The sequence below is a fragment of the Pseudaeromonas paramecii genome, from assembly GCF_039540575.1.
Classification (GTDB): domain Bacteria; phylum Pseudomonadota; class Gammaproteobacteria; order Enterobacterales; family Aeromonadaceae; genus Pseudaeromonas; species Pseudaeromonas paramecii.
This window is the reverse complement of record NZ_BAABFC010000001.1, coordinates 94219-112754: the sequence shown is the minus strand read 5'-3', so window position 1 is coordinate 112754 and position 18536 is coordinate 94219. Positions and strand designations below refer to the sequence as shown.

The following is an 18536-nucleotide window of genomic DNA, read 5'->3' as shown; positions in this document are numbered from 1 at the left end:
GGCGCCTAGGCGCCGACCACCGCCGCGGTCTGCTCGGCCACAGGCGCCGCCTCGGCCATAGGGTTGTTAGGATGGGTGGTCCAGTTGGCGTACAGGCCGCTCACCGTCTTGCCGGTGCGCAGGTCCACCTCACCGGGCGCCAGATCCCGCATTGTGATGCAGTTTTCCACCGGGCAGATGGAGACGCACAAGTTGCAGCCCACGCAGTCCTCCTCCTTCACCTCGAAGTGGCGCTGGCCGTTCTTTTCGGCGGTGATGGCCTGGTGGGAGGTATCTTCACAGGCGATGTGGCACTTGCCGCACTGGATGCAGCTGTCCTGATCGATCACCGCCTTGGACACGTGGTTGAGGTTCAGGTAACGCCAGTCGGACACGGTAGGCACGGCGCGACCGCGGAAGTCCTCGATGCGGCGAAAACCGTGCTCGTCCATGTAGTTGGACAGGCCGCTTATCATGTCCTGCACTATGCCAAACCCGTGGACCATGACGGCAGTACACACCTGGACGGTGCCGCAGCCCAGGGCGATAAACTCGGCAGCATCCCGCCAGGTGGAGACGCCGCCGATGCCGGAGATGGGCAGACCCTGGGTCTGGGGATCCCGCGCAATTTCCGCCACCATGTTGAGGGCGATGGGCTTGACCGCCGGGCCACAATAGCCGCCGTGAGAGCCCTTGCCGTCGGTGCTGGGACTCATGATCAGGCTGTCCAGATCCACGCCCGTGATGGAGTTGATGGTGTTGATGAGGGAGACGGCATCGGCCCCGCCCTGCTTGGCAGCCCGGGCCGGATAGCGGATGTCGGTGATGTTGGGGGTGAGCTTGACGATCACCGGCAGGCGGCAGTACTGCTTGCACCAGCGGGTCACCATCTCTATGTATTCGGGCACCTGACCCACAGCTGCGCCCATGCCCCGCTCGCTCATGCCGTGGGGACAGCCGAAGTTCAACTCGATGCCGTCGGCACCGGTCTGCTCGACGAGGGGCAGGATGAACTTCCAGGAGTCCTCGTCACAGGGCACCATGATGGAGACCACCAGGGCCCGATCCGGCCAGTTGCGCTTGACCCGGGCGATCTCCTCCAGGTTGATGTCCAGGCTGCGATCCGTGATGAGCTCTATGTTGTTCAGGCCGATGATCTTGCGATCTTGCGAGCGCAAGGTGCTGTAGCGCGGCCCGCTAACGTTCACCACATGGGGATCCAGCCCCAGGGTCTTCCACACCACGCCCCCCCAGCCCGCCTCGAAGGCGCGCACCACGTTGTACTCCTTGTCGGTGGGCGGCGCCGATGCCAGCCAGAAGGGGTTGGGGCTCTTGATACCGAGAAAGTTACTGGACAGATCAGCCATGGCAGGCCTCCTTGGAAGATGCGGCGCTGGCCGTCAGGGAAGAGGAAGTGCAAGAAACGGCCCCGTCACGCAGGGTCTTGTCGATGGAGAAAGCGGCAAGCTTGCCCAGGCGCACCGCGTCCACGGTGAGATCCAGGCCACCGGCCACGCAGTCACCGCCGGCCCAGACGCCGGCCAGCGAGGTGCGGCCCTGGTCATCCACCGCGATGCGACCGCCTTCCAGCGTGAGACCCGCACCGGCAGGTTCCGCCAGATAGCGCTGCCCTATGGCCTTGAGCAGCATGTCGGCGGCCAGGGTGAAGGTCTCACCGGTCTCGACCAGCCGACCGTTTTGCTCGGCGGTCACCGCAAAGCGCATGCCCGTCAGCTGGTCGCCTTCGCTCAGCACCGCCAGGGGCGCCGCCCACAGCCGCACGGCCACGCCATTGTGACGCGCCCAGTCCATCTCCTCGGGTGAGGCCTTCAGAGCCTCCTCGCCACGCCGGTACACCAGCGTGACCTCCCTGGCCCCCAGCTTCTTGGCCTGCACGGCGGCATCCACCGCCGTCATGCCACCGCCGATCACCACCACCTGGCGGCCCACCGGCAGTTCGGCCTTGTCCTCGGCCTGACGCAAGGCGGCGATGAAGTCCACCGCCTCGCAGATGCCGGCCACCTGGGGTTCCGGGATCCCCAGGCTATTGACCCCGGCCAGCCCCAGCCCCAGGAACACGGCGTCGAATTCCTGCTGCAGCTGCGCCAGGTGAATATCCCGCCCCAGCATTTGCTCGGTGCGCACCTCGATGCCGCCGATGGAGAGCAGCCAACGGATCTCGTGCTGGGCAAAGTTACCCGTGGTCTTGTAGGTGGCCAGACCATATTCGTTGAGGCCACCCAGCTTGGGCTTGCTGTCAAACAGCACCACCTCGTGACCCAGGCGGGCCAGGCGATGGGCCACGGTCAGGCCTGCCGGCCCCGCCCCCACCACGGCCACCGTCTTGCCGGAGCTGGGCCCCCGGGTGAACAGGGGAGCGCCGGGATCGGCAAAGTAAGTGTCGGTGGCATAGCGCTGCAGCTGGCCTATCTCTACCGGCTTGCTCTGCTGGGCCGTGCGGACGCAGGCCTGTTCACACAGCTGTTCGGTGGGACAGACCCGGGCACAGATACCGCCCAGCTCGTTGGCCTCCAGGATCACCTCGGCGGCGCCGCGGATATTCTTCTGGGCAATGCGCTGGATGAATCGGGGGACCTCGATACCCGCGGGGCAGGCCTGGGTGCAGGGGGCGTTGAAGCAGTCGTAGCAACGGTCTGCCTCGATGAGGGCCTGGGATGCGGTGAGCGGCGGATGACTGTCGGCAAAGTTCTGCGCATAGGCCGCCTGGGACAGTCGCCCGGCCAGCAGACCTGGGGCATCCATGCCGACGGGGCTGGGATTCTTCATGGGGTCGCTCCTTGTGAAACACTTGGCTCAATAACCTGACCACATGGTTAGGTTTCAAGACAAACAGAAGCGAGGTTCGTGCCAACTTGACCAGATGGTCAATTATGGGCAAAAAATGGGCTTTATCCGGCTGTTCAAGCCCGAATACCCACACTGGCAGTATTCATTTTGGGGAGCCGTGCACCGGGATTGGGCTAAAAATGCAGCACACCGGCGCAGGGCCGGCCATCAGGCCAGCCCGCAGGTGCGGAAGATCAGGGTCAGCACATGGCGCTCGGCGCGCTGGCGATCCTGTTGGCTTTGCCCGCTGCGCCCCAGCACGGCACGGATCTGAATGTCGAAATCCGCGTAGCTCTGGGTCAGGGACCAGATGGAGAAGAAGAGGTGGGTGCTGTCCAAGGGCGCCACCTTGCCATCGGCGATCCAGCCATCCACCACCGCCGCCTTGGTCTGCACCAGCTCCTTGAGCTCGGTCTTGAGCAAGTCGCCGATGACGTTGGCGCCTTGCAGCAGTTCGTTGGCAAACAGCCGGGAGGCCTCGGGCCGCTCATAGGTCAGGCGCATCTTCTGCCGTATGTAGCTTTCCAGGGCCTGCTTGGGATCGGCCTGCGGGGTGATGGCGTCCAGGGGGCTGAGCCAGTCATGAAGGATGCGATCCAGCACGTGCAGGTAGAGGTTTTCCTTGTTGCCGAAGTAGTAGTGCAGATTGGCCTTGGGCAGCTGGGCCTCGTCGGCGATCTGGGCCATGGTGGTGCCCTTGAAGCCGCTGCGGGAGAAGGCCCGCTCGGCGGCGGCCAGGATCAACGCCTCGTTGCCGCGGCGAATGCGCCCCTTCTCCTCCTCATCGAGGGCGGGATCCAGCAGGCTGTAGGCGGGGGATGGAACCGGCAATGCGTCGCTCATGGTGCTCCAACAATCCATCAAGAGGAAATAAGCGTGGCGCAATGTATCACCCCAGGGCGGCCGGTGGCAGCCGTGGGGTGGGAAAATGTGCGATCTCCTGCGGCAGATCAACCCCAGGAGATCGCACTGGCAGGGTTACAGCTTGGCGGCGGCATCCCACACCGCATGGCTCATGGCGGCATCGCCCGGATCCTGCTTGATGACCGGCGAGCTACCTCCGCTGAGCAATACCTCTATGGTACGACGATAGGCGGCCGGTTCCAGGTAACCCATCTTGGCGGTGTTGGCACTGGTGATGAGCTTGGCCACGTTCTCCATCTGCCGCTCCTGTACCTCCTCGGTGGCGGAGCCGGAGGCATCCTGCTCCACCACAATGGCGGCGGCTTCCTTGGGATGGCTTACCGCGTAATTCCAGCCCTGCAGGGTCGCCTTGACGAACTTGGCCATCTTGGCGACGAAGGCGGGATCCTTGAGATCAGAATCCAGCACATAGAGCCCATCCTCCAGGGTGGAGGCGCCCTGATCCTCGTAGGCAAAGGTGATGAGCTCGTCGGCCTTCATGCCGGCGTCGATGAGCTGCCAGTACTCGTTGTAGTTCATGGTGGAGATACAATCGGCCTGGCCCTGCAACAGGGGATCCACGTTAAAGCCCTGCTTGAGCACCTTGATATCCACATCCGGCTTGTAGCCCAGTTTGGCCATCCAGTTGAAGAAGGGATACTCGTTGCCGCCGAACCAGACCCCCAGCGTCTTGCCCTTGAGATCGGCGGGGCTGGCGATACCGCTGGCCTTCTTGCAGGTGAGCATCATGCCGGATCTGTCATAGATCTGGCTGATGTTGACGAGCGGCACCCCCGCCTCCCGGGCCGCCAGGGCATCGGGCATCCAGTTGACGATCACATCGGCGGCATGGCCGGCGATCACCTGCACCGGGGAGATGTCGGTACCACCGGGTTTGATGGTGACGTCCAGCCCGGCGTCCTGATAGAAGCCCTTCTGCTGGGCCACGTAGTAGCCGGCGAACTGGGCCTGGGGCACCCATTTGAGCTGCAGCGTCACCTTGTCTGCGGCCTGAGCCTGGACAGAGCCCAGGCCGGCGGCCAACAGGGTAGCGGCAAGCAGATGCTTGTGAAACGGGGGGTGTTTGCTCATGCAGAGTTCCTCATTGTTCTCGTTGATCATCAAGTCCATGTGTAACACGCAGCCCGACATCAGCCCTGTCCACGGATGGACGGATGCCAGAAGGTGACGCGACGCTCCAGCCTGACCAGCAGGGCGTACAGCGCCGATCCCACCACCGAGGCCACCACGATCGCCGCCCAGACGATGGGCATATGCATACGGGCGGCCTCGGCCGAGATTCGAAAGCCCAACCCGGCGGTGGGTGAGCCGAAATACTCCGCGACGATGGCGCTGATGAGCGCCAAGGTGGCGTTGACCTTGAGGGCACTGAAGATAAAGGGCAGTGCCGCCGGCAAGCGCAGGGTCAGCAGGGTGACTCTGGGGCTGGCGGCGTAGGAATGCAGCAGCTCCTGCTCCAGTTTGCCGCTGGCCTGCAGCCCCGCCAGGGTGCTCACCAGGGCCGGGAAATAGGTCACCAACACTATGACCGCCGCCTTGGAGGGCCAATCAAAGCCAAACCACATCACGGCGATGGGCGCTATGCCCACCAAGGGTATGGTGCTGGTCAGGTTGGCCAGGGGCAGAAAGCCCCGCTGCAGGAAGGGGAACCGCTCGATGGCGATGCCGGACAAGACCCCCAGGCCGCTGCCCAGCACATAGCCCACCAGCACGGACTTGAGCACCGTCTGGACAAAGTCCCCCGCCAGCAGGCCCGCGTTGTCCCACAGCGCGGCGCCGATGGCCGCCGGGGTCGGCAGCAGCACCTGGGGCACGGCAAACAGGGTTACCAGCAGCTGCCAAAAATAGAGCAGCCAGAGGCCGAACAGCCCGGCCACGGTACCGGCCGGCAGGCGTTCGCTGTAGGGCGCCAGCCGCTGCAGGCCCAACTGGGCCAGCAGCGCCAGTGCAACCAACTGCAGGCCATAGGCCCAGCCCAGCGCCGGCAGCTTGCCGCCCATCTCGGCCACCGGGGCCAGGGCCAACCAGGCTGCCAGCAGGCTCAGCCCTACCAGCACAACCGCCTGCACCAGACCTAGGCACAAGAAGATCCCCTGCAGGGCGCACAGCACCAGTACCGCCACCAGCAACCCCTGATCCGATCCCAGCGGCTGTGTCAGGCTCAGGCCACACAGCACCAGCACCAGCGGCAGTCCCACCACCCCACTCAAGCGCTGCGCCGCCAGCGATACAGAAGCAGACATCGTCATCATGCGGCTACCCTCCGATTGGCCATCACCCACCGCTCAACCAGACTCACCAAGCCGGTGAGGCTCACCCCCAGCAGGGAGGCCATCACCAGGGCGGACCAGATCTGTACCGTGTTGCCGTAATAGGAGCCGGTGAGCAGACGCGACCCCAGGCCAGCCTGGGCACCAGTAGGCAGCTCAGCCACTATGGTGCCCACCAGGCCGCTGGCGATGGCCACCCGGCAGGCAGGAAACAGATAAGGCAAGGACGAAGGCAGCCGCAGCAGCCAGAAGGTATCCAGTCGGCCTGTGCCGTAGGTGTGCAGTAGCTCCAGCTCCAGCTTCTGGGGCGCCCGCAGCCCCTGCACCATGGCCACCGTCACCGGAAAGAAACACAGGTACATGGCGATCACCGCCTTGGGCATCAGGCCCGTGATGCCCAGGCTCCCCAGGATCACCAGCACTATGGGGGCGATGGCCAGCACGGGCACAGTCTGGGAGGCCACGATCCAGGGCAGCAGGGCCCGGTCCAGGGTGCGGGAGTGAACGATGCACACCGCCAGCACCAACCCCAGCAGCAGACCCATGACAAAACCCGTCAGGGCCGCGCTGGCCGTCACCCAGGTGTGCAGCAGCAGGTTGCGCGGCGAGCCGATGGACCACTTGGTAAGGCTGGTCCAGATGTCCAGCAAGATCTGATGCGGGGCCGGCAGCAAGGGCCGCTGCATGTTGAGGGTGGCCAGCAGCAGATCTTCCAGCGACCAGCTACCGTCCTTGGGCAGCACCCGGGCGATGGCCCCGCTGGCATTGAGGCCGACGGTCAGGGCATACCAGAGGATTAGCCCCACCAGCAGCACCACCAGCACGGGCAGGCCCTGCTGGCGAAAGCGGTCAATGTTCATGATGCCCCTCCGCCAGTGCCTCCCGCACCTCCTGGGCCAGGGCCATGAAGGCCGGGGTATCCCGCAGCTTGAGTGTGCGCTCCCGCGGTAGTGGCGAATCGATCACCTTGACGATGCGCCCGGGCCGCGGTGACATCACCACGATGCGGGTAGACAGATACACGGCCTCGGAGATGGAGTGGGTCACAAACACCACGGTGCGCTGCTCGGCGCACCAGAGATCCTGCAGCTGCTGGTTGAGGTTGTCCCGGGTGATCTCGTCCAGGGCGCCGAACGGTTCATCCATCATCAGTATTTTCGGCTTGAAGCCCAGCGCCCGGGCAATGGAGACCCGCTGCTGCATGCCGCCGGAGAGCTGCCACGGGTACTTGGCCTCGAAGCCGGCCAGTCCCACCCGTTTGAGCTGCTCCTGGGCTATCTCCTGGCATTCGGCGACATGGCGCCCCTGGATCTGCAGGGGCAACATGACGTTCTCCAGCACGGTACGCCAGGGAAACAGCGCCGGTGCCTGAAACACATAGCCATAGGCCCCCGCCTCCCGTGCCGCCGCCGGCTCCAGGTCATTCACCGTCAACGCGCCCGAGCTGATGGGCTCCAGATCCGCGATGGTGCGCAGCAGGGTGGTCTTGCCACAGCCGGAGGGGCCGATGAGGGAGACAAACTCCCCCTGACGAATGGTGAGATCGATATCGCTCAAGGCATGCACGGGCCGATCCGCCGCCGGGTAGATGACATTCACCCCCTTGGCGACAATCGCGGGACGGGTCTGGAGGGGCTCGGCTTGCTGGCGTAGCGCGTCGTCGAGTCGTTTCAGGGGTTGGGTCATGACATCCTTGCCTTCTTTTTCTGACTACTTGGTTAGCTTTCACCAAGCAGACGTCATGCCAACTTAAAAAACAGGGTAATTTAAGCCCGCAGGCCGTAAAAAGATGCCATGGGTGGAAAGGCGCCACGATCCTGGTGCCACGCTTCGGCGCAAGCGATCCGAAATGGCGCAAATCTTGACCAGGTGGTCAGCCGTGACTGGATCCTAGTCGCAGTAGAAGTTGCTAGCGCCGGATCCCTCGCCGTGAGATTGCGCCACAAATGTAAAAAAAAGTTACATGATAGGGTTTTCAGTGAGATACCGCGGGTTCCCATCCTCGTCAATAGCACAGATAATGCGCAAAACATTTCGAACGAGTCCAAGGAGTGGAACCCATGAAGGCCCTGATCCCCCTGGCCCTGGTCAGCCTGCTGGCGGTGCAGCCGGCCCAGGCCGCCGTCATTTCGGCCCTGACCGGTGACACCAGCCTGTCGCAATCTCAGATTGATGAGTGGTTTTCCCGCTATGCCCAGAGCATCACCAGCGGCACCCTGAACCAGTTGAGCCAAGCCAGCGTGGAGCTGGCTAGCGCCGGCCTCAAGGCCACCTCGGATACGGTGCGCGTCACCTATCTGGGCACCGGCGCCGCCCGGGACTCCAACCTGTTCCTCGCCTCAAGCGGCAGTGGCAGCTTCGATACCGCCAGCTTCTGGAGCGACATCTACGCCAGCGGCGGCACCAACAACCTGGGCAGCTACAACCCGGTGGATGACAGCAACCTGCTGTTCAGCACCCGTGAGGGCTGCAGCTATGCCGAGGCCAAGGACGGCAACAGCTGCAGCGCCACCCAGGTGGGCCTGAGCCGGGAAATCACCGGCCTCACCAGTGGCGACAACCTGGTGTTTGGCCTGCAAGCCCTGCCGCTGACCTACAACGCCGATGGCATCAGCCTGGTGAATACCAACTACTTCTTCTCCGGCGACAGCAGCAACAACTCGGACGCCCAGGGCTGGGCCGATGGTGCCGTGCATACCCGGGTCATCCAGCTGGATGCCAACACTGTGCTGGTGGGCTTTGAGGATACCTGGTCAGGTAACCAGAGCGATTACGACTACAACGATATGATTTTCATCTTCCAAGGGGTCACCAGCGCCGTGCCCGAGCCCGCCCCCCTGGCCCTGGCCGCCACCGGCCTGCTGCTGTTGCCCTGGTGGCGGCGCCGCCAGCGGCGTTGAGCCTGCATGACCACAGATAAAAAAACCGGAGCCCCAGGCTCCGGTTTTTTTCTGCCGCACAGCATGCAACTAGGCTGTCACCCTGTAGGCGCATAGATCAATCAAACAGAGGCGCCTCTGCCAGACAACAGCCCTGTTGATCCTTGGAGGAAAGCAGCGGCGACGAGCTGATGGGCCAGGCGATGGCCAAGGTGGCATCATCCCAACGCAGGCAATGCTCGGCGGTCGGGTTGTAATAATCGGTACAGCGATACAGACTCTCGGCCCAGTCACTGGTCACATAGAAGCCATGGGCAAAGCCCTCCGGGATCCACAGCTGACGCCCGTTCTCGGCGGACAACCAGACGCCAACCCACTGGCCGAAGGTAGGCGACCGACGGCGTAGATCCACCGCCACGTCAAACACCTCACCCACCACCACCCGTACCAGCTTGCCCTGGGTATTCTGGGTCTGGTAGTGCAATCCTCGCAGGGTGCCACGACAGGAGCGGGCATGGTTGTCCTGCACAAACTGCCGCGGGGCGACCAGCTCATCGAACCCGCTCTGCCGCCAGGTTTCCATAAAGAAACCCCGCTCATCGCTAAAACGGATTGGCTCCAGGATCTTCACATCCGGGATGCTTGTGGTTATGACCTTCATCAGACTTCTACCCATACAACTAGCAGACGGCTGGCCTGCGCCAGGATGGGGCACATGATAGACCAACGTCTGCTGCAGACCTAATCAGACTAGACGGGAGTCAGATAGGGACGCAAATCCTGCAATGCGCGCCGCCAGTCGCTGGGCGGGATGCCAAAGCGCGCAGCTATCTTGCTGCAATCCAGACGAGAATTCAGCGGACGTCGAGCGGCACAGGCATACTCGGCACTGGGGATGGGGAAAAGCGCCGGTTGATAAGCCAGCAAGCCCTGCTGCCAAGCCGCCTGGATAATGGCCTCGGCAAACTCAAACCAGCTGACCGACGGGCTACCCGCGTAGTGATACAAGCCCCAGTCGACAAAATCAGGTTGCAGCGCCTCACAGGCCATACTCAACACGGCGCCGGCGAGATCCTGAGCACAGGTAGGCGAGCCCCACTGATCCGCCACGATGCGCAAACTGGATCGTGAATGCGCCAACCGCAGCACTGTGCGGACAAAATTGCTTCCTGCTGGGTCAAACAGCCAGGCGGTGCGCAGGATCAGATGCTTGGCGCAACGGGCCTGTACCTCCGCCTCGCCGGCCAATTTGGAGGCACCATACACGCCAAGGGGGTTGGGTTCATCGGTCTCTACATAGGGCGCGCTCTTGTGCCCATCGAAGACATAATCGGTGGACACCTGTATCAGGACCGCCCCCAGATCTTGGGCCACTGCGGCCAGGTGGCCAGGTCCGGCGGCGTTCACGGCAAAGGCCGTTTCCACCGCCTGCTCGGCCAAGTCCACCTGGGTATACCCCGCCGCATTGATGATGATGTGGGGCGAACACTCCCGAAGCCGGCACGCCAGGCTCGCCCCATCCTGAATATTCAGACAGTGACGATCAAACGCCTGCAGGGCGATCCCCAAAGACATGGCCTGAGCCTGTAAGCGCCGACCCAACTGTCCCCCGGCACCCAACAATACAATGCGCGCCTCTTGAATCTGCATCTTGCCCTCCGGCCCAATGAAAACGCCTCTGCCAGGCAGAGGCGCTTCATGGTAGGTATCTTGTTGGCAAATGCAACGTCGGCTTCAGCCGACCTGGTACCCCTGCGGGTTGTTGGCTTGCCAGTTCCAGCTGTCGCGCATCATGCAGTCCAGATCCCGCTGCGCCTGCCAATCTAACTCGCTGGCCGCAAAGGCCGGATCCGCCCAGCATTCGGCGATATCCCCCGCGCGGCGCGGCGCTATCTTAAACGGGATCGGCTTGCCGGATGCAGCTTCGAACGCCTTCACCATCTCCAGCACCGAATAGCCCTTGCCGGTCCCCAGGTTGTAGGTGAAGACCCCCCGCCCCTGCTGCATACGGCTCAGGGCCTTGAGATGACCAATGGCCAAGTCCACCACATGGATGTAGTCCCGCACCCCAGTACCGTCCGGAGTCGGGTAATCATCCCCGAACACCGACAACTGTGGCAGTCGTCCCACCGCCACCTGGGTGATAAAGGGCAGGAGATTATTGGGGATCCCATTGGGATCCTCACCAATCAGCCCAGACTCATGTGCCCCCACCGGATTGAAGTAGCGCAACAAGACCACGGCCCAGCGTGCGTCGGCCTTGACCATGTCCCGCAGTATCTCCTCTACCATCAGCTTGGAGCGCCCATAGGGGTTGGTGGCCGACAGCGGGAAGTCTTCGCGGATGGGCACGGAAGCCGGATCGCCATAGACGGTAGCAGACGAGCTGAACACCAGATTGAACACCCCAGCCGCCGCCATCTGTTCACACAGCGTCAGGGTGGCGGCTATGTTGTTCTGGTAGTAGGTCAGCGGGATGCGGCAGGACTCCCCCACCGCCTTGAGGCCGGCAAAGTGGATCACCGCCTCAATGGTGTGTTGACTGAATACGGTCGCCAAAGCCTGGCCGTCTCGCACATCCAGTTCATAAAAATGCGGCCGCCGTCCGGCAATGGCCTCGATGCGCTCCAATACGATGGGGTGGGAGTTGCAAAAATTATCCGCCACCACCACTTCGTGGCCGGCGTTGAGCAGCTCAACCACGGTATGACTGCCGATAAACCCTGTGCCCCCGGTAACCAAAATCGCCATCTTGTGTCCCTCTTCTAATAGTGGAGTTGTGCGCGCTCAGGTCCGACCGTATCTGTCTTCAAAGCGGACGATATCGTCTTCCCCCAGATAGGTGCCGGACTGCACCTCAATCAGCTCAAGGGGGATCTTGCCAGGATTCTCCAGCGAATGAGTCTGCCCCAGCGGGATATAGGTGGACTGGTTTTCCGTCAGCAGGCTGACGGTGTCGCCACAGGTGACCTTGGCGGTGCCCGCCACCACTATCCAGTGCTCAGCCCTGTGATGGTGCATCTGGAGGGAGAGTTTCTCCCCGGGTTTGACCGTGATGTGCTTGACCTGAAAGCGCTCGCCCTTATCGATGCCATCGAACTTGCCCCACGGACGGTACACCTCCCGGTGCACGTGATGCTCGGTGCGCCCGTCGCGCTTGAGGGAGTCCACTATCTTCTTCACCTCCTGCACCCGATCCCGATGCGCCACCAGGGTGGCATCCTTGGTCTGGATCACCACCAGATCCTCCACCCCCACCAGGCTTACCAGGGCGCTCTCGGCATAGACATAGTTATTGTGACTGTCGTGGTACAGCACATCTCCCTGCTGCACATTGCCGTCCGCCGCCTTGGGGCTGATCTCCCACAAGGAGGACCAGGAGCCCACATCGCTCCAGCCGGCATCCAGGGGCACCACCACCGCATCCTGGGTCTTTTCCATCACCGCATAGTCGATGGAGTCATCCGGGCAGGCCATGAAGGCGGTCTTGTCGACCCGGACAAAGTCCATATCCAGGGACGGATTGCCCAGGGCCTGTTCGCAGGCCGCATAAATATCCGGCCGAAACGCCTTGAGCTCTGCCAGATAGCGGCTGGCGCGGAACAGGAACATGCCGCTATTCCAGTAATAGTCGCCGGTCTCCAGGTAGTGGCGCGCAGTATCCAGATCCGGCTTCTCCACAAACTGGGCCACGGTATAACCGGGTTGTGCCAGGGCAGCACCGCGTCGGATATAGCCGTAGCCCGTCTCAGGCGCTGTGGCCACTATGCCGAAGGTCACCAGCTTACCGGCATCGGCATGCACCTGGGCCGCCTGCACGGCCTGGATGAACGCATCGGGCGAGCGAATGACGTGATCGGCCGCCAACACCAGCAGCAGGGCGTCTTCCCCCTGCGCTAGGGCCGTCATGGCCGCCAACGCAATGGCCGGCGCCGTATTGCGGCCCACCGGTTCAAGAATGATATTGCCGGTCAGCTGATTGATGGCGCGCAACTGCTCGGCCACCAGGAAGCGGTGATCCTCGTTACAGATCACCAGGGGGGCGGTGCAGACGAGACCAGTGAGGCGCAGTACGGTCTCCTGCAACATGGTGTGCTCCCCCTCCAGACGCAAAAACTGCTTGGGGTAGAGCACCCGCGACAGCGGCCATAGCCGCGAACCGTTACCACCGGCCATGATGACGGGAATGATGTTCATAGAAATCGTCTTCCTTTCTTGAATGTTATCCTGCGAAGGGCGTACTACAGCGCCACCGCAGTCTGGGCGCGGCGCGCAAGCCAACCCTTTGTCCATTGCTGCCCCCTCCGTTTGGCCAGATTACACAGCGGCAATTCAACCCACTGGGAAAACAGCCCCGGCAGCAATAGAGCCAGCAGCAACGCAAGGCCATCATAGACGGCCCCCTGCCAGCCCAGACTGAGACAGAAACGATTGAACAGATAGATCACAGGGCAATGCAGCAGATAAACGCTAAAGCTCACCTTGCCAAACCAACCCAGCAGCCGATTACCCAGCATGAAGTCCATGATACGGGACGGGAAACTCAGTACCAGCAGAGCCAGGGCCACCAGCAGGTAAAAACCACTGTGGCCATAGAAGGTCTGCTCAGACATGCCATGCAAGCTCAGAACACTCACAGTCAAGACCAGCACCATCAGGCACTGTAATCCAGCTAACAGCCAGCAAGACAGGGTAAGACGCTGCCGCAGACGGTGAAATAACATGGCGGCCAGGGTACCTGATAAAAAGAAATGCAGTTTGGAGGGCAACAGAATACCCGGCCAGGCCTCACGACTGGCCATTAGCCCCACACAGGCCAGCGTCAACAGAATGAGCAGCATCTTGCGCCCCTGCAGCCACTGCTGCCAGGCACCCCAGAACAGCAGGAAAAAAAGGTAGTACTGGATCTCGGGCGGTATCGACCAGAAGACTCCCTCAGAACCGAGAAACAGCAGATGGCGCAGCAGGTTGTGTTCGTCGATCCGAAAGACAAACTCCGGATCCACAAACCGAAACAACAAGAAGCAGAGCACTATGGTCAGCCAATAGGCGGGGGCTATCCGGCTGAAGCGGGCAATCAGATAATTGAGCACACGGCTTAAAGTAAAGGAGCTCCCCACATACAGGTGCGTCATCAAAAAACCACTCAAACCAAAAAAGAGCGCTACCCCCACCTGCCCCAGGGGTAACCCTGTCGCCAGCCAGCCACCGCCTTGAGTGAAGTACTCCGGCAGGTGACTTAAGACCACCAGGATGCAAGCCAGCGCCCTGAGGCCATCCAGGGCCGGAATTTCATCAGCTCTATGTTTATCCATACAAACTCCTTGAGCCCTGTAGAGGGACTACCAGCCAACGAAGACACGGGTTCTGTCTCCAAATGCCTTTTTCAGCGATACCGCTAGCAACATGCAGACAGCAATCACCAAGAAACAAGAGAGCCAAAATTGAATCCAAGGCAGCGAGAGATCGAATTTCAACCAGTGCTCTTTGATACCCGCTATCACTATCGGATGGATAAAATAGACCGCAAAACTCATGTCTGCGAACCAGGAAAGTGGTTTGACATTTAGAAAGGCAAACCGTTCAAACAAGCCATATAAGACAAAAAACTCCAATAGCTTAAATGGAACATACCGTTCCAATATCGTATATGGAACAGTGCCATCTTGCAGATTTGCGACAGGATATACATATGCCATTGCAAAATTGCACAGCAAAAAAACCAGAATAAGGAAGTGCAAATTCCTTACTATCCACTGAGAAACAGGTTGGTAATATTTTGAGAATAGAATACCTGCCAAGTAAAATGACTGATAATAGATCAGTGACTGAAACACATTAAGATTGTACTGTGGTCGATGCACCAGCATAGATAGCAAAAACGACAGCAGAAGAATCACCAGACTACTGACAAGCCCCAGATCGGCATATTTTTTATGTAAGGGTGACAAGCAAAACATTAAGAAAATAAATGGAATATACCAGTAAGCTGTCGTAGCTCCACCAAAAATCAAATATTTGATAAAGGGAATTAAATATAGGTCGATGATCCCTGTGCCCTGAGGTTCAAAGAAGCCACCTAGGCGAGGGTCCGGCTGGCCGAGTCTAAAAAGCAGCACGACTATGACTGATAAGAACAGATATGGACAAACAACATTTTTGATCTTCTTCTTGAGAAATCGACCATAATCAAAACGAGCATAAAAAACATGGTGAAAAAAGAATCCAGAGATAAGAACAAACAGACTAGACCCGTTCGATATCACATTAAAAACCAGCTGACCCCATAAATCATTATCTCGATATAAGAAACTGAATGGAAAACAATGTCCAGCTACAATGAGCAGCATGGCAATCGCCCGTAAAGAGTGCATAGAGAGAATAAACATACCTTACCCCGCCAATTTACGTTGCAGATAAATCAGTGCAGTGCGATGCCAAGCTCCTTTAGGAAATAGCCGCTCACCAAAGGCCGTCAAGATGGTCTTCCAACTCATGGCATAGGGTAAAGCCGCCACCGACTTGATCTTGCCGGCCTGCAGCCAGTCGTAGATTTGATGTTGCCAGGGGGTTTGCCGCAGCACCTGCCAAAACAGCGGGGCATAGTCGATGTCGGCATAAGACCAGGGCTTGGTATAGCTGGCATAGTGGATAATGGCTGGTTGTTGCCGTGCAGACCGATATTCATCCATCAAGGGGCCATCCACCTTGGCCAGAAAATGTTGATACTCGCCGCCGCCGGTCAAGAGGTTCCACCGCTGCGGCAAGATGGCAATATCCCCCACAAACAGGGAATTGAGGATATCCTGATCGGCCATCCAATATTTTTGGTTGGCTGCCAACTCCATCATCTGGGGCAAGCGGTTAAGTTCACGCAAGCGGGCCAAATCCAGCACAAAAACCCCGGCCTGATAGTAATACTCGGGGTCAGGCAAACCCAGCACCTCGCTAAAATAGCGGCGTATGGGCAGGCTACCTGATTCACGATTGGTCAAGGCACTGGTGCGCACCAGGGAATACATCATCACATCCCGAGCGGCGGCCAAGCTCTTGCCCTGCAGATCCCAGTCGTACAGCTCGCATAGATCGCCATTGATGATGAGGTCCGAGTCAAGATAGATGCCTCGCTTCGCATCCGGCAACAGATCCGGGATCGCCAGGCGATAGTAGGTCGCCCGGTTATAGATGGTATGCACATGCAACTCCATCTTGGCAAAGTAGTCCCCCACATCCAGAAAATGGATCTGGGCGCCAGGGTGCTCCTCCACCATCTGCGTCAAGGTCTGTTGGGCTGTCAGACTTAAGCCTTCATGCAGCACATAGAAGCTGAAATCATATTTATCACTCTTATTCAGCAGGGCGCTCTTAATCACGCAGCCACCGAAGGGGACATAATTATCATCAAAGGCAATAAAAAGTGGAATTTGATCAGCCATGTTCAGCCCCTTTAAAGTGAACCCATTCACACTGAATGGACATAGTGGTTGACGGTATCTACAGCCATTAACCTACAAATAAATGATGTGGTTCAGTCGCTAATTCTTAGTGAATGAACCACTACCGATACGGAATAACCCCAGTGCTGTGGTATCTATGCCGGTAAGACGACGACAGGCATAGATACAGGCGCCATTGAGCAGCAAAGAGACGCCGGCCGAGACCATGGCAATCTGCTCCAGGCTGCCGACTCGGGCGACCCAGAGCTGTAATCCCAGGCTCAACAGGGTAAATAGGCCCGAGATCCACAGGGTCAACCGCTCCTTGCCGGCCATCTGCAGGAAAAAGGCCGTTACCCCCGCCATGGCATTAAACAGCTGCACCAGGGCCAGCCAGAGCAACAAATCCCCCTCAGAGCGGTATTCTGGCGAGAACCAGGCCAGCACCTGACCCCGAAACAGCACCAGAGGAACAAACAGCAGCAGCGAGACACTGCCGGCCGCCAAGGCCGACAGAGCCACCAACCGCTGGGTCTTGGCAAAGTCCCGCTCCTCAAAGGCCCGGGATAGCCGTGGCCCCACCACGATATGAATCGCCACCAGCAAAAAGGTCAGCAGGTTGGAGGTTCGTTCGGCAGAGAAGTACGCTCCGGAGGCTTCCAGGGCAAAGGAAGAGGAAACGATCAGAGTACCCGCCTGTGTCAAGATAGGGCCGGTGAGCACTATCCCCCAGAAGTAGCAGGAGCGCTTGTGATACTGGGACGCTTGAGGGGGAACCGGCAGCCAACGCAGATGAGGGCGCAGCAAAAACAGCTGATAGAGCAGAAAGGGCAGCAGCGACAGACTCATCAGCCACAGCAGGCTCTGGGCACTGGTGGGCAATGCCAGCCGGTACAAGCCCAACAGCAATAGTATGACCAACAGACGCCAGCCAAAGTCCCTGGGCGCCAGGGCCGCTATCATACGCTCCTTGACCCGCAGGGCGACCGCGATCAGTTCACCAAAAGAGAACAGCAGGCAAAACAGCAAAATGGCGCCCATGCCACCCCAGTCGGTCTTGTCATGAAACAGCCACCAGGTGCCCAGGGCACCACACAGCAACAGGCAGAGGCTGCCAACCAGCATTGACCAGCTCAGCAGGCCATCAGCCTCGGTCTCACCGGACCGGATCAGCCGCTCGTTGTAGAACTTGATCATGGCCACCGGTTGGCCATAGCTCAGCGCAAAGGAGCAGAGCAACGAAAAAGCGATGACAGTGCCAAACAGGCCATAGTCTGCCGGCGACAACAACCAGGCAGCCACCAGGGTCGTCAGGTAGCCAAAACCGGCATTGGAGATCTTCAGTCCGGCCGGGATCACCCCCTTCACCAGCAGCTTTCTGATGTTCATCACCCGCCTTCCCCGCTGCACGTCCATGGGCGCCGTTAACACTTGGCTGTCATGCGTCATTGGCCAGCCCTGCCTTACGGTGTTGACGCTCATAGGCAAAGCAGAGCCAGAAAAACCGGCCCATCTCCAGGGTATAGCGACGCAGCAACCGTCCGGGCTCACCCAGCAAGCGATAGAACCACTCCAGGTGCATACGTTGTACCCAGCTTGGTGCTCGCTTGACGTTGCCGGACATAAAATCCAGCAGGGCCCCGACACCAACCAGTAGCGGAACCTTGAGCACATGACGGTGGGCCAGTAGCCAGGCCTCCTGCTTGGGATTGCCCAGAGCCACCAGCAGCACCTGTGCTCCTGACTCGTTGATCCGCTCAATCAAAGCAGCTTCATCGGCCATCTGGCCATAGCCATCGGCGGTGCCCACCACACTGACACCATCGAGTTGACCGAACCGCACGGCCGCCAGATCCGCCACCCCGGGTTTGGCGCCCAGCAGGAATACCCGTTTGCAGCGAGCACTGGTGGCGAGCAGGTGGGGGGTATAATCGGTGCCATTCAAGTTGGCGACAAAGCGGCTACCTGTGATGGTCTTGGCCACCAGATCCAGCGCGATACCATCATTGGCCATGACGATACTTTCCTGCCGCAGACTCTCCTGCTCGCCGTGCCACAGCTGCATCAGATTGCTGTTGGCATAGAAGAGGCAAACCTGCCCCAGACGGGCCAGTCGGGACTCAATCTCGGCGGTCAACTGGTTGGCCGTACCATTAAAAATGGCGTAGCCCAGGATGTGCTTGATGCTCGCTTGTTCCATG

Annotated in this window: 17 protein-coding genes; 1 reads left to right on the top strand and 16 read right to left on the bottom strand. The window is 60.0% G+C overall.

Annotated features, from left to right (window positions below):
• Window positions 1-5: 5 nt before the first annotated feature.
• The 7 genes from preA to ABD847_RS00510 form a co-directional block, all read right to left on the bottom strand.
• Window positions 6-1346, bottom strand: a complete 1341-nt coding sequence (gene preA / locus ABD847_RS00540) for an NAD-dependent dihydropyrimidine dehydrogenase subunit PreA (RefSeq protein ID WP_345008991.1) — start codon at window positions 1344-1346, stop codon at window positions 6-8.
• The gene (locus ABD847_RS00535) at window positions 1339-2766 is read right to left on the bottom strand and encodes an NAD(P)-dependent oxidoreductase (RefSeq protein WP_345008989.1); all 1428 of its coding nucleotides are present in this window, start codon (window positions 2764-2766) and stop codon (window positions 1339-1341) included. The genes preA and ABD847_RS00535 overlap by 8 nt, the downstream gene beginning before the upstream one ends.
• A gap of 228 nt (window positions 2767-2994) precedes the next feature.
• Window positions 2995-3669, bottom strand: coding sequence for a TetR/AcrR family transcriptional regulator (locus tag ABD847_RS00530; protein WP_345008987.1), 675 nt, complete (start codon window positions 3667-3669; stop codon window positions 2995-2997).
• 135 nt (window positions 3670-3804) lie between these two features.
• Window positions 3805-4821 (bottom strand): ABC transporter substrate-binding protein, encoded by a 1017-nt coding sequence (locus tag ABD847_RS00525; protein ID WP_345008985.1) that lies wholly within the window; start codon window positions 4819-4821, stop codon window positions 3805-3807.
• Between the two features lie 59 nt (window positions 4822-4880).
• Complete coding sequence (locus ABD847_RS00520; RefSeq protein WP_345008983.1) at window positions 4881-6002, bottom strand: ABC transporter permease; 1122 nt, start codon at window positions 6000-6002, stop codon at window positions 4881-4883.
• Window positions 5999-6880, bottom strand: coding sequence for an ABC transporter permease (locus tag ABD847_RS00515; RefSeq protein ID WP_345008981.1), 882 nt, complete (start codon window positions 6878-6880; stop codon window positions 5999-6001). The genes ABD847_RS00520 and ABD847_RS00515 overlap by 4 nt, the downstream gene beginning before the upstream one ends.
• A complete protein-coding gene (locus ABD847_RS00510) occupies window positions 6870-7706 on the bottom strand; it encodes an ABC transporter ATP-binding protein (RefSeq protein ID WP_345008979.1) in 837 nt (278 codons plus the stop codon). Before ABD847_RS00510 ends, ABD847_RS00515 begins: the two co-directional genes overlap by 11 nt.
• 374 nt (window positions 7707-8080) lie before the next feature.
• On the opposite strand from ABD847_RS00510, the gene ABD847_RS00505 reads away from it, so the two are divergent.
• Window positions 8081-8920 carry a DUF4114 domain-containing protein gene (locus ABD847_RS00505; RefSeq protein ID WP_345008977.1) on the top strand — a complete coding sequence of 280 codons (840 nt, stop codon included), beginning with the start codon at window positions 8081-8083 and terminating at the stop codon, window positions 8918-8920.
• A 97-nt stretch (window positions 8921-9017) separates the two neighbouring features.
• Here the strand turns inward: ABD847_RS00505 and rfbC are convergent, their stop codons facing one another.
• The 9 genes from rfbC to ABD847_RS00460 all read right to left on the bottom strand — a co-directional run bounded on the left by rfbC (window position 9018) and on the right by ABD847_RS00460 (window position 18535).
• A complete protein-coding gene (gene rfbC, locus ABD847_RS00500; RefSeq protein ID WP_345008975.1) occupies window positions 9018-9560 on the bottom strand; it encodes a dTDP-4-dehydrorhamnose 3,5-epimerase in 543 nt (180 codons plus the stop codon).
• Between the two features lie 89 nt (window positions 9561-9649).
• Entirely contained in the window at window positions 9650-10549 is a 900-nt protein-coding gene (gene rfbD, locus ABD847_RS00495; RefSeq protein WP_345008972.1) for a dTDP-4-dehydrorhamnose reductase, read from the bottom strand.
• A gap of 84 nt (window positions 10550-10633) precedes the next feature.
• The gene (gene galE / locus ABD847_RS00490) at window positions 10634-11650 is read right to left on the bottom strand and encodes a UDP-glucose 4-epimerase GalE (protein ID WP_345008970.1); all 1017 of its coding nucleotides are present in this window, start codon (window positions 11648-11650) and stop codon (window positions 10634-10636) included.
• A gap of 36 nt (window positions 11651-11686) precedes the next feature.
• The gene (locus tag ABD847_RS00485) at window positions 11687-13096 is read right to left on the bottom strand and encodes a mannose-1-phosphate guanylyltransferase/mannose-6-phosphate isomerase (RefSeq protein ID WP_345008968.1); all 1410 of its coding nucleotides are present in this window, start codon (window positions 13094-13096) and stop codon (window positions 11687-11689) included.
• A 44-nt stretch (window positions 13097-13140) separates the two neighbouring features.
• Complete coding sequence (locus ABD847_RS00480) at window positions 13141-14214, bottom strand: acyltransferase family protein (protein WP_345008966.1); 1074 nt, start codon at window positions 14212-14214, stop codon at window positions 13141-13143.
• 27 nt (window positions 14215-14241) lie between these two features.
• Complete coding sequence (locus ABD847_RS00475) at window positions 14242-15288, bottom strand: acyltransferase family protein (protein ID WP_345008964.1); 1047 nt, start codon at window positions 15286-15288, stop codon at window positions 14242-14244.
• 3 nt (window positions 15289-15291) lie between these two features.
• Window positions 15292-16335: a glycosyltransferase family 8 protein gene (locus tag ABD847_RS00470; protein WP_345008962.1), complete on the bottom strand. Its 1044-nt coding sequence runs from the start codon at window positions 16333-16335 to the stop codon at window positions 15292-15294.
• Between the two features lie 99 nt (window positions 16336-16434).
• On the bottom strand, window positions 16435-17724 hold the full coding sequence (locus tag ABD847_RS00465; RefSeq protein WP_345008960.1) for a lipopolysaccharide biosynthesis protein: 1290 nt from the start codon (window positions 17722-17724) through the stop codon (window positions 16435-16437).
• Window positions 17725-17773: 49 nt separating this feature from the next.
• Window positions 17774-18535, bottom strand: coding sequence for a WecB/TagA/CpsF family glycosyltransferase (locus ABD847_RS00460; RefSeq protein WP_345008958.1), 762 nt, complete (start codon window positions 18533-18535; stop codon window positions 17774-17776).
• Window position 18536: the final 1 nt, after the last annotated feature.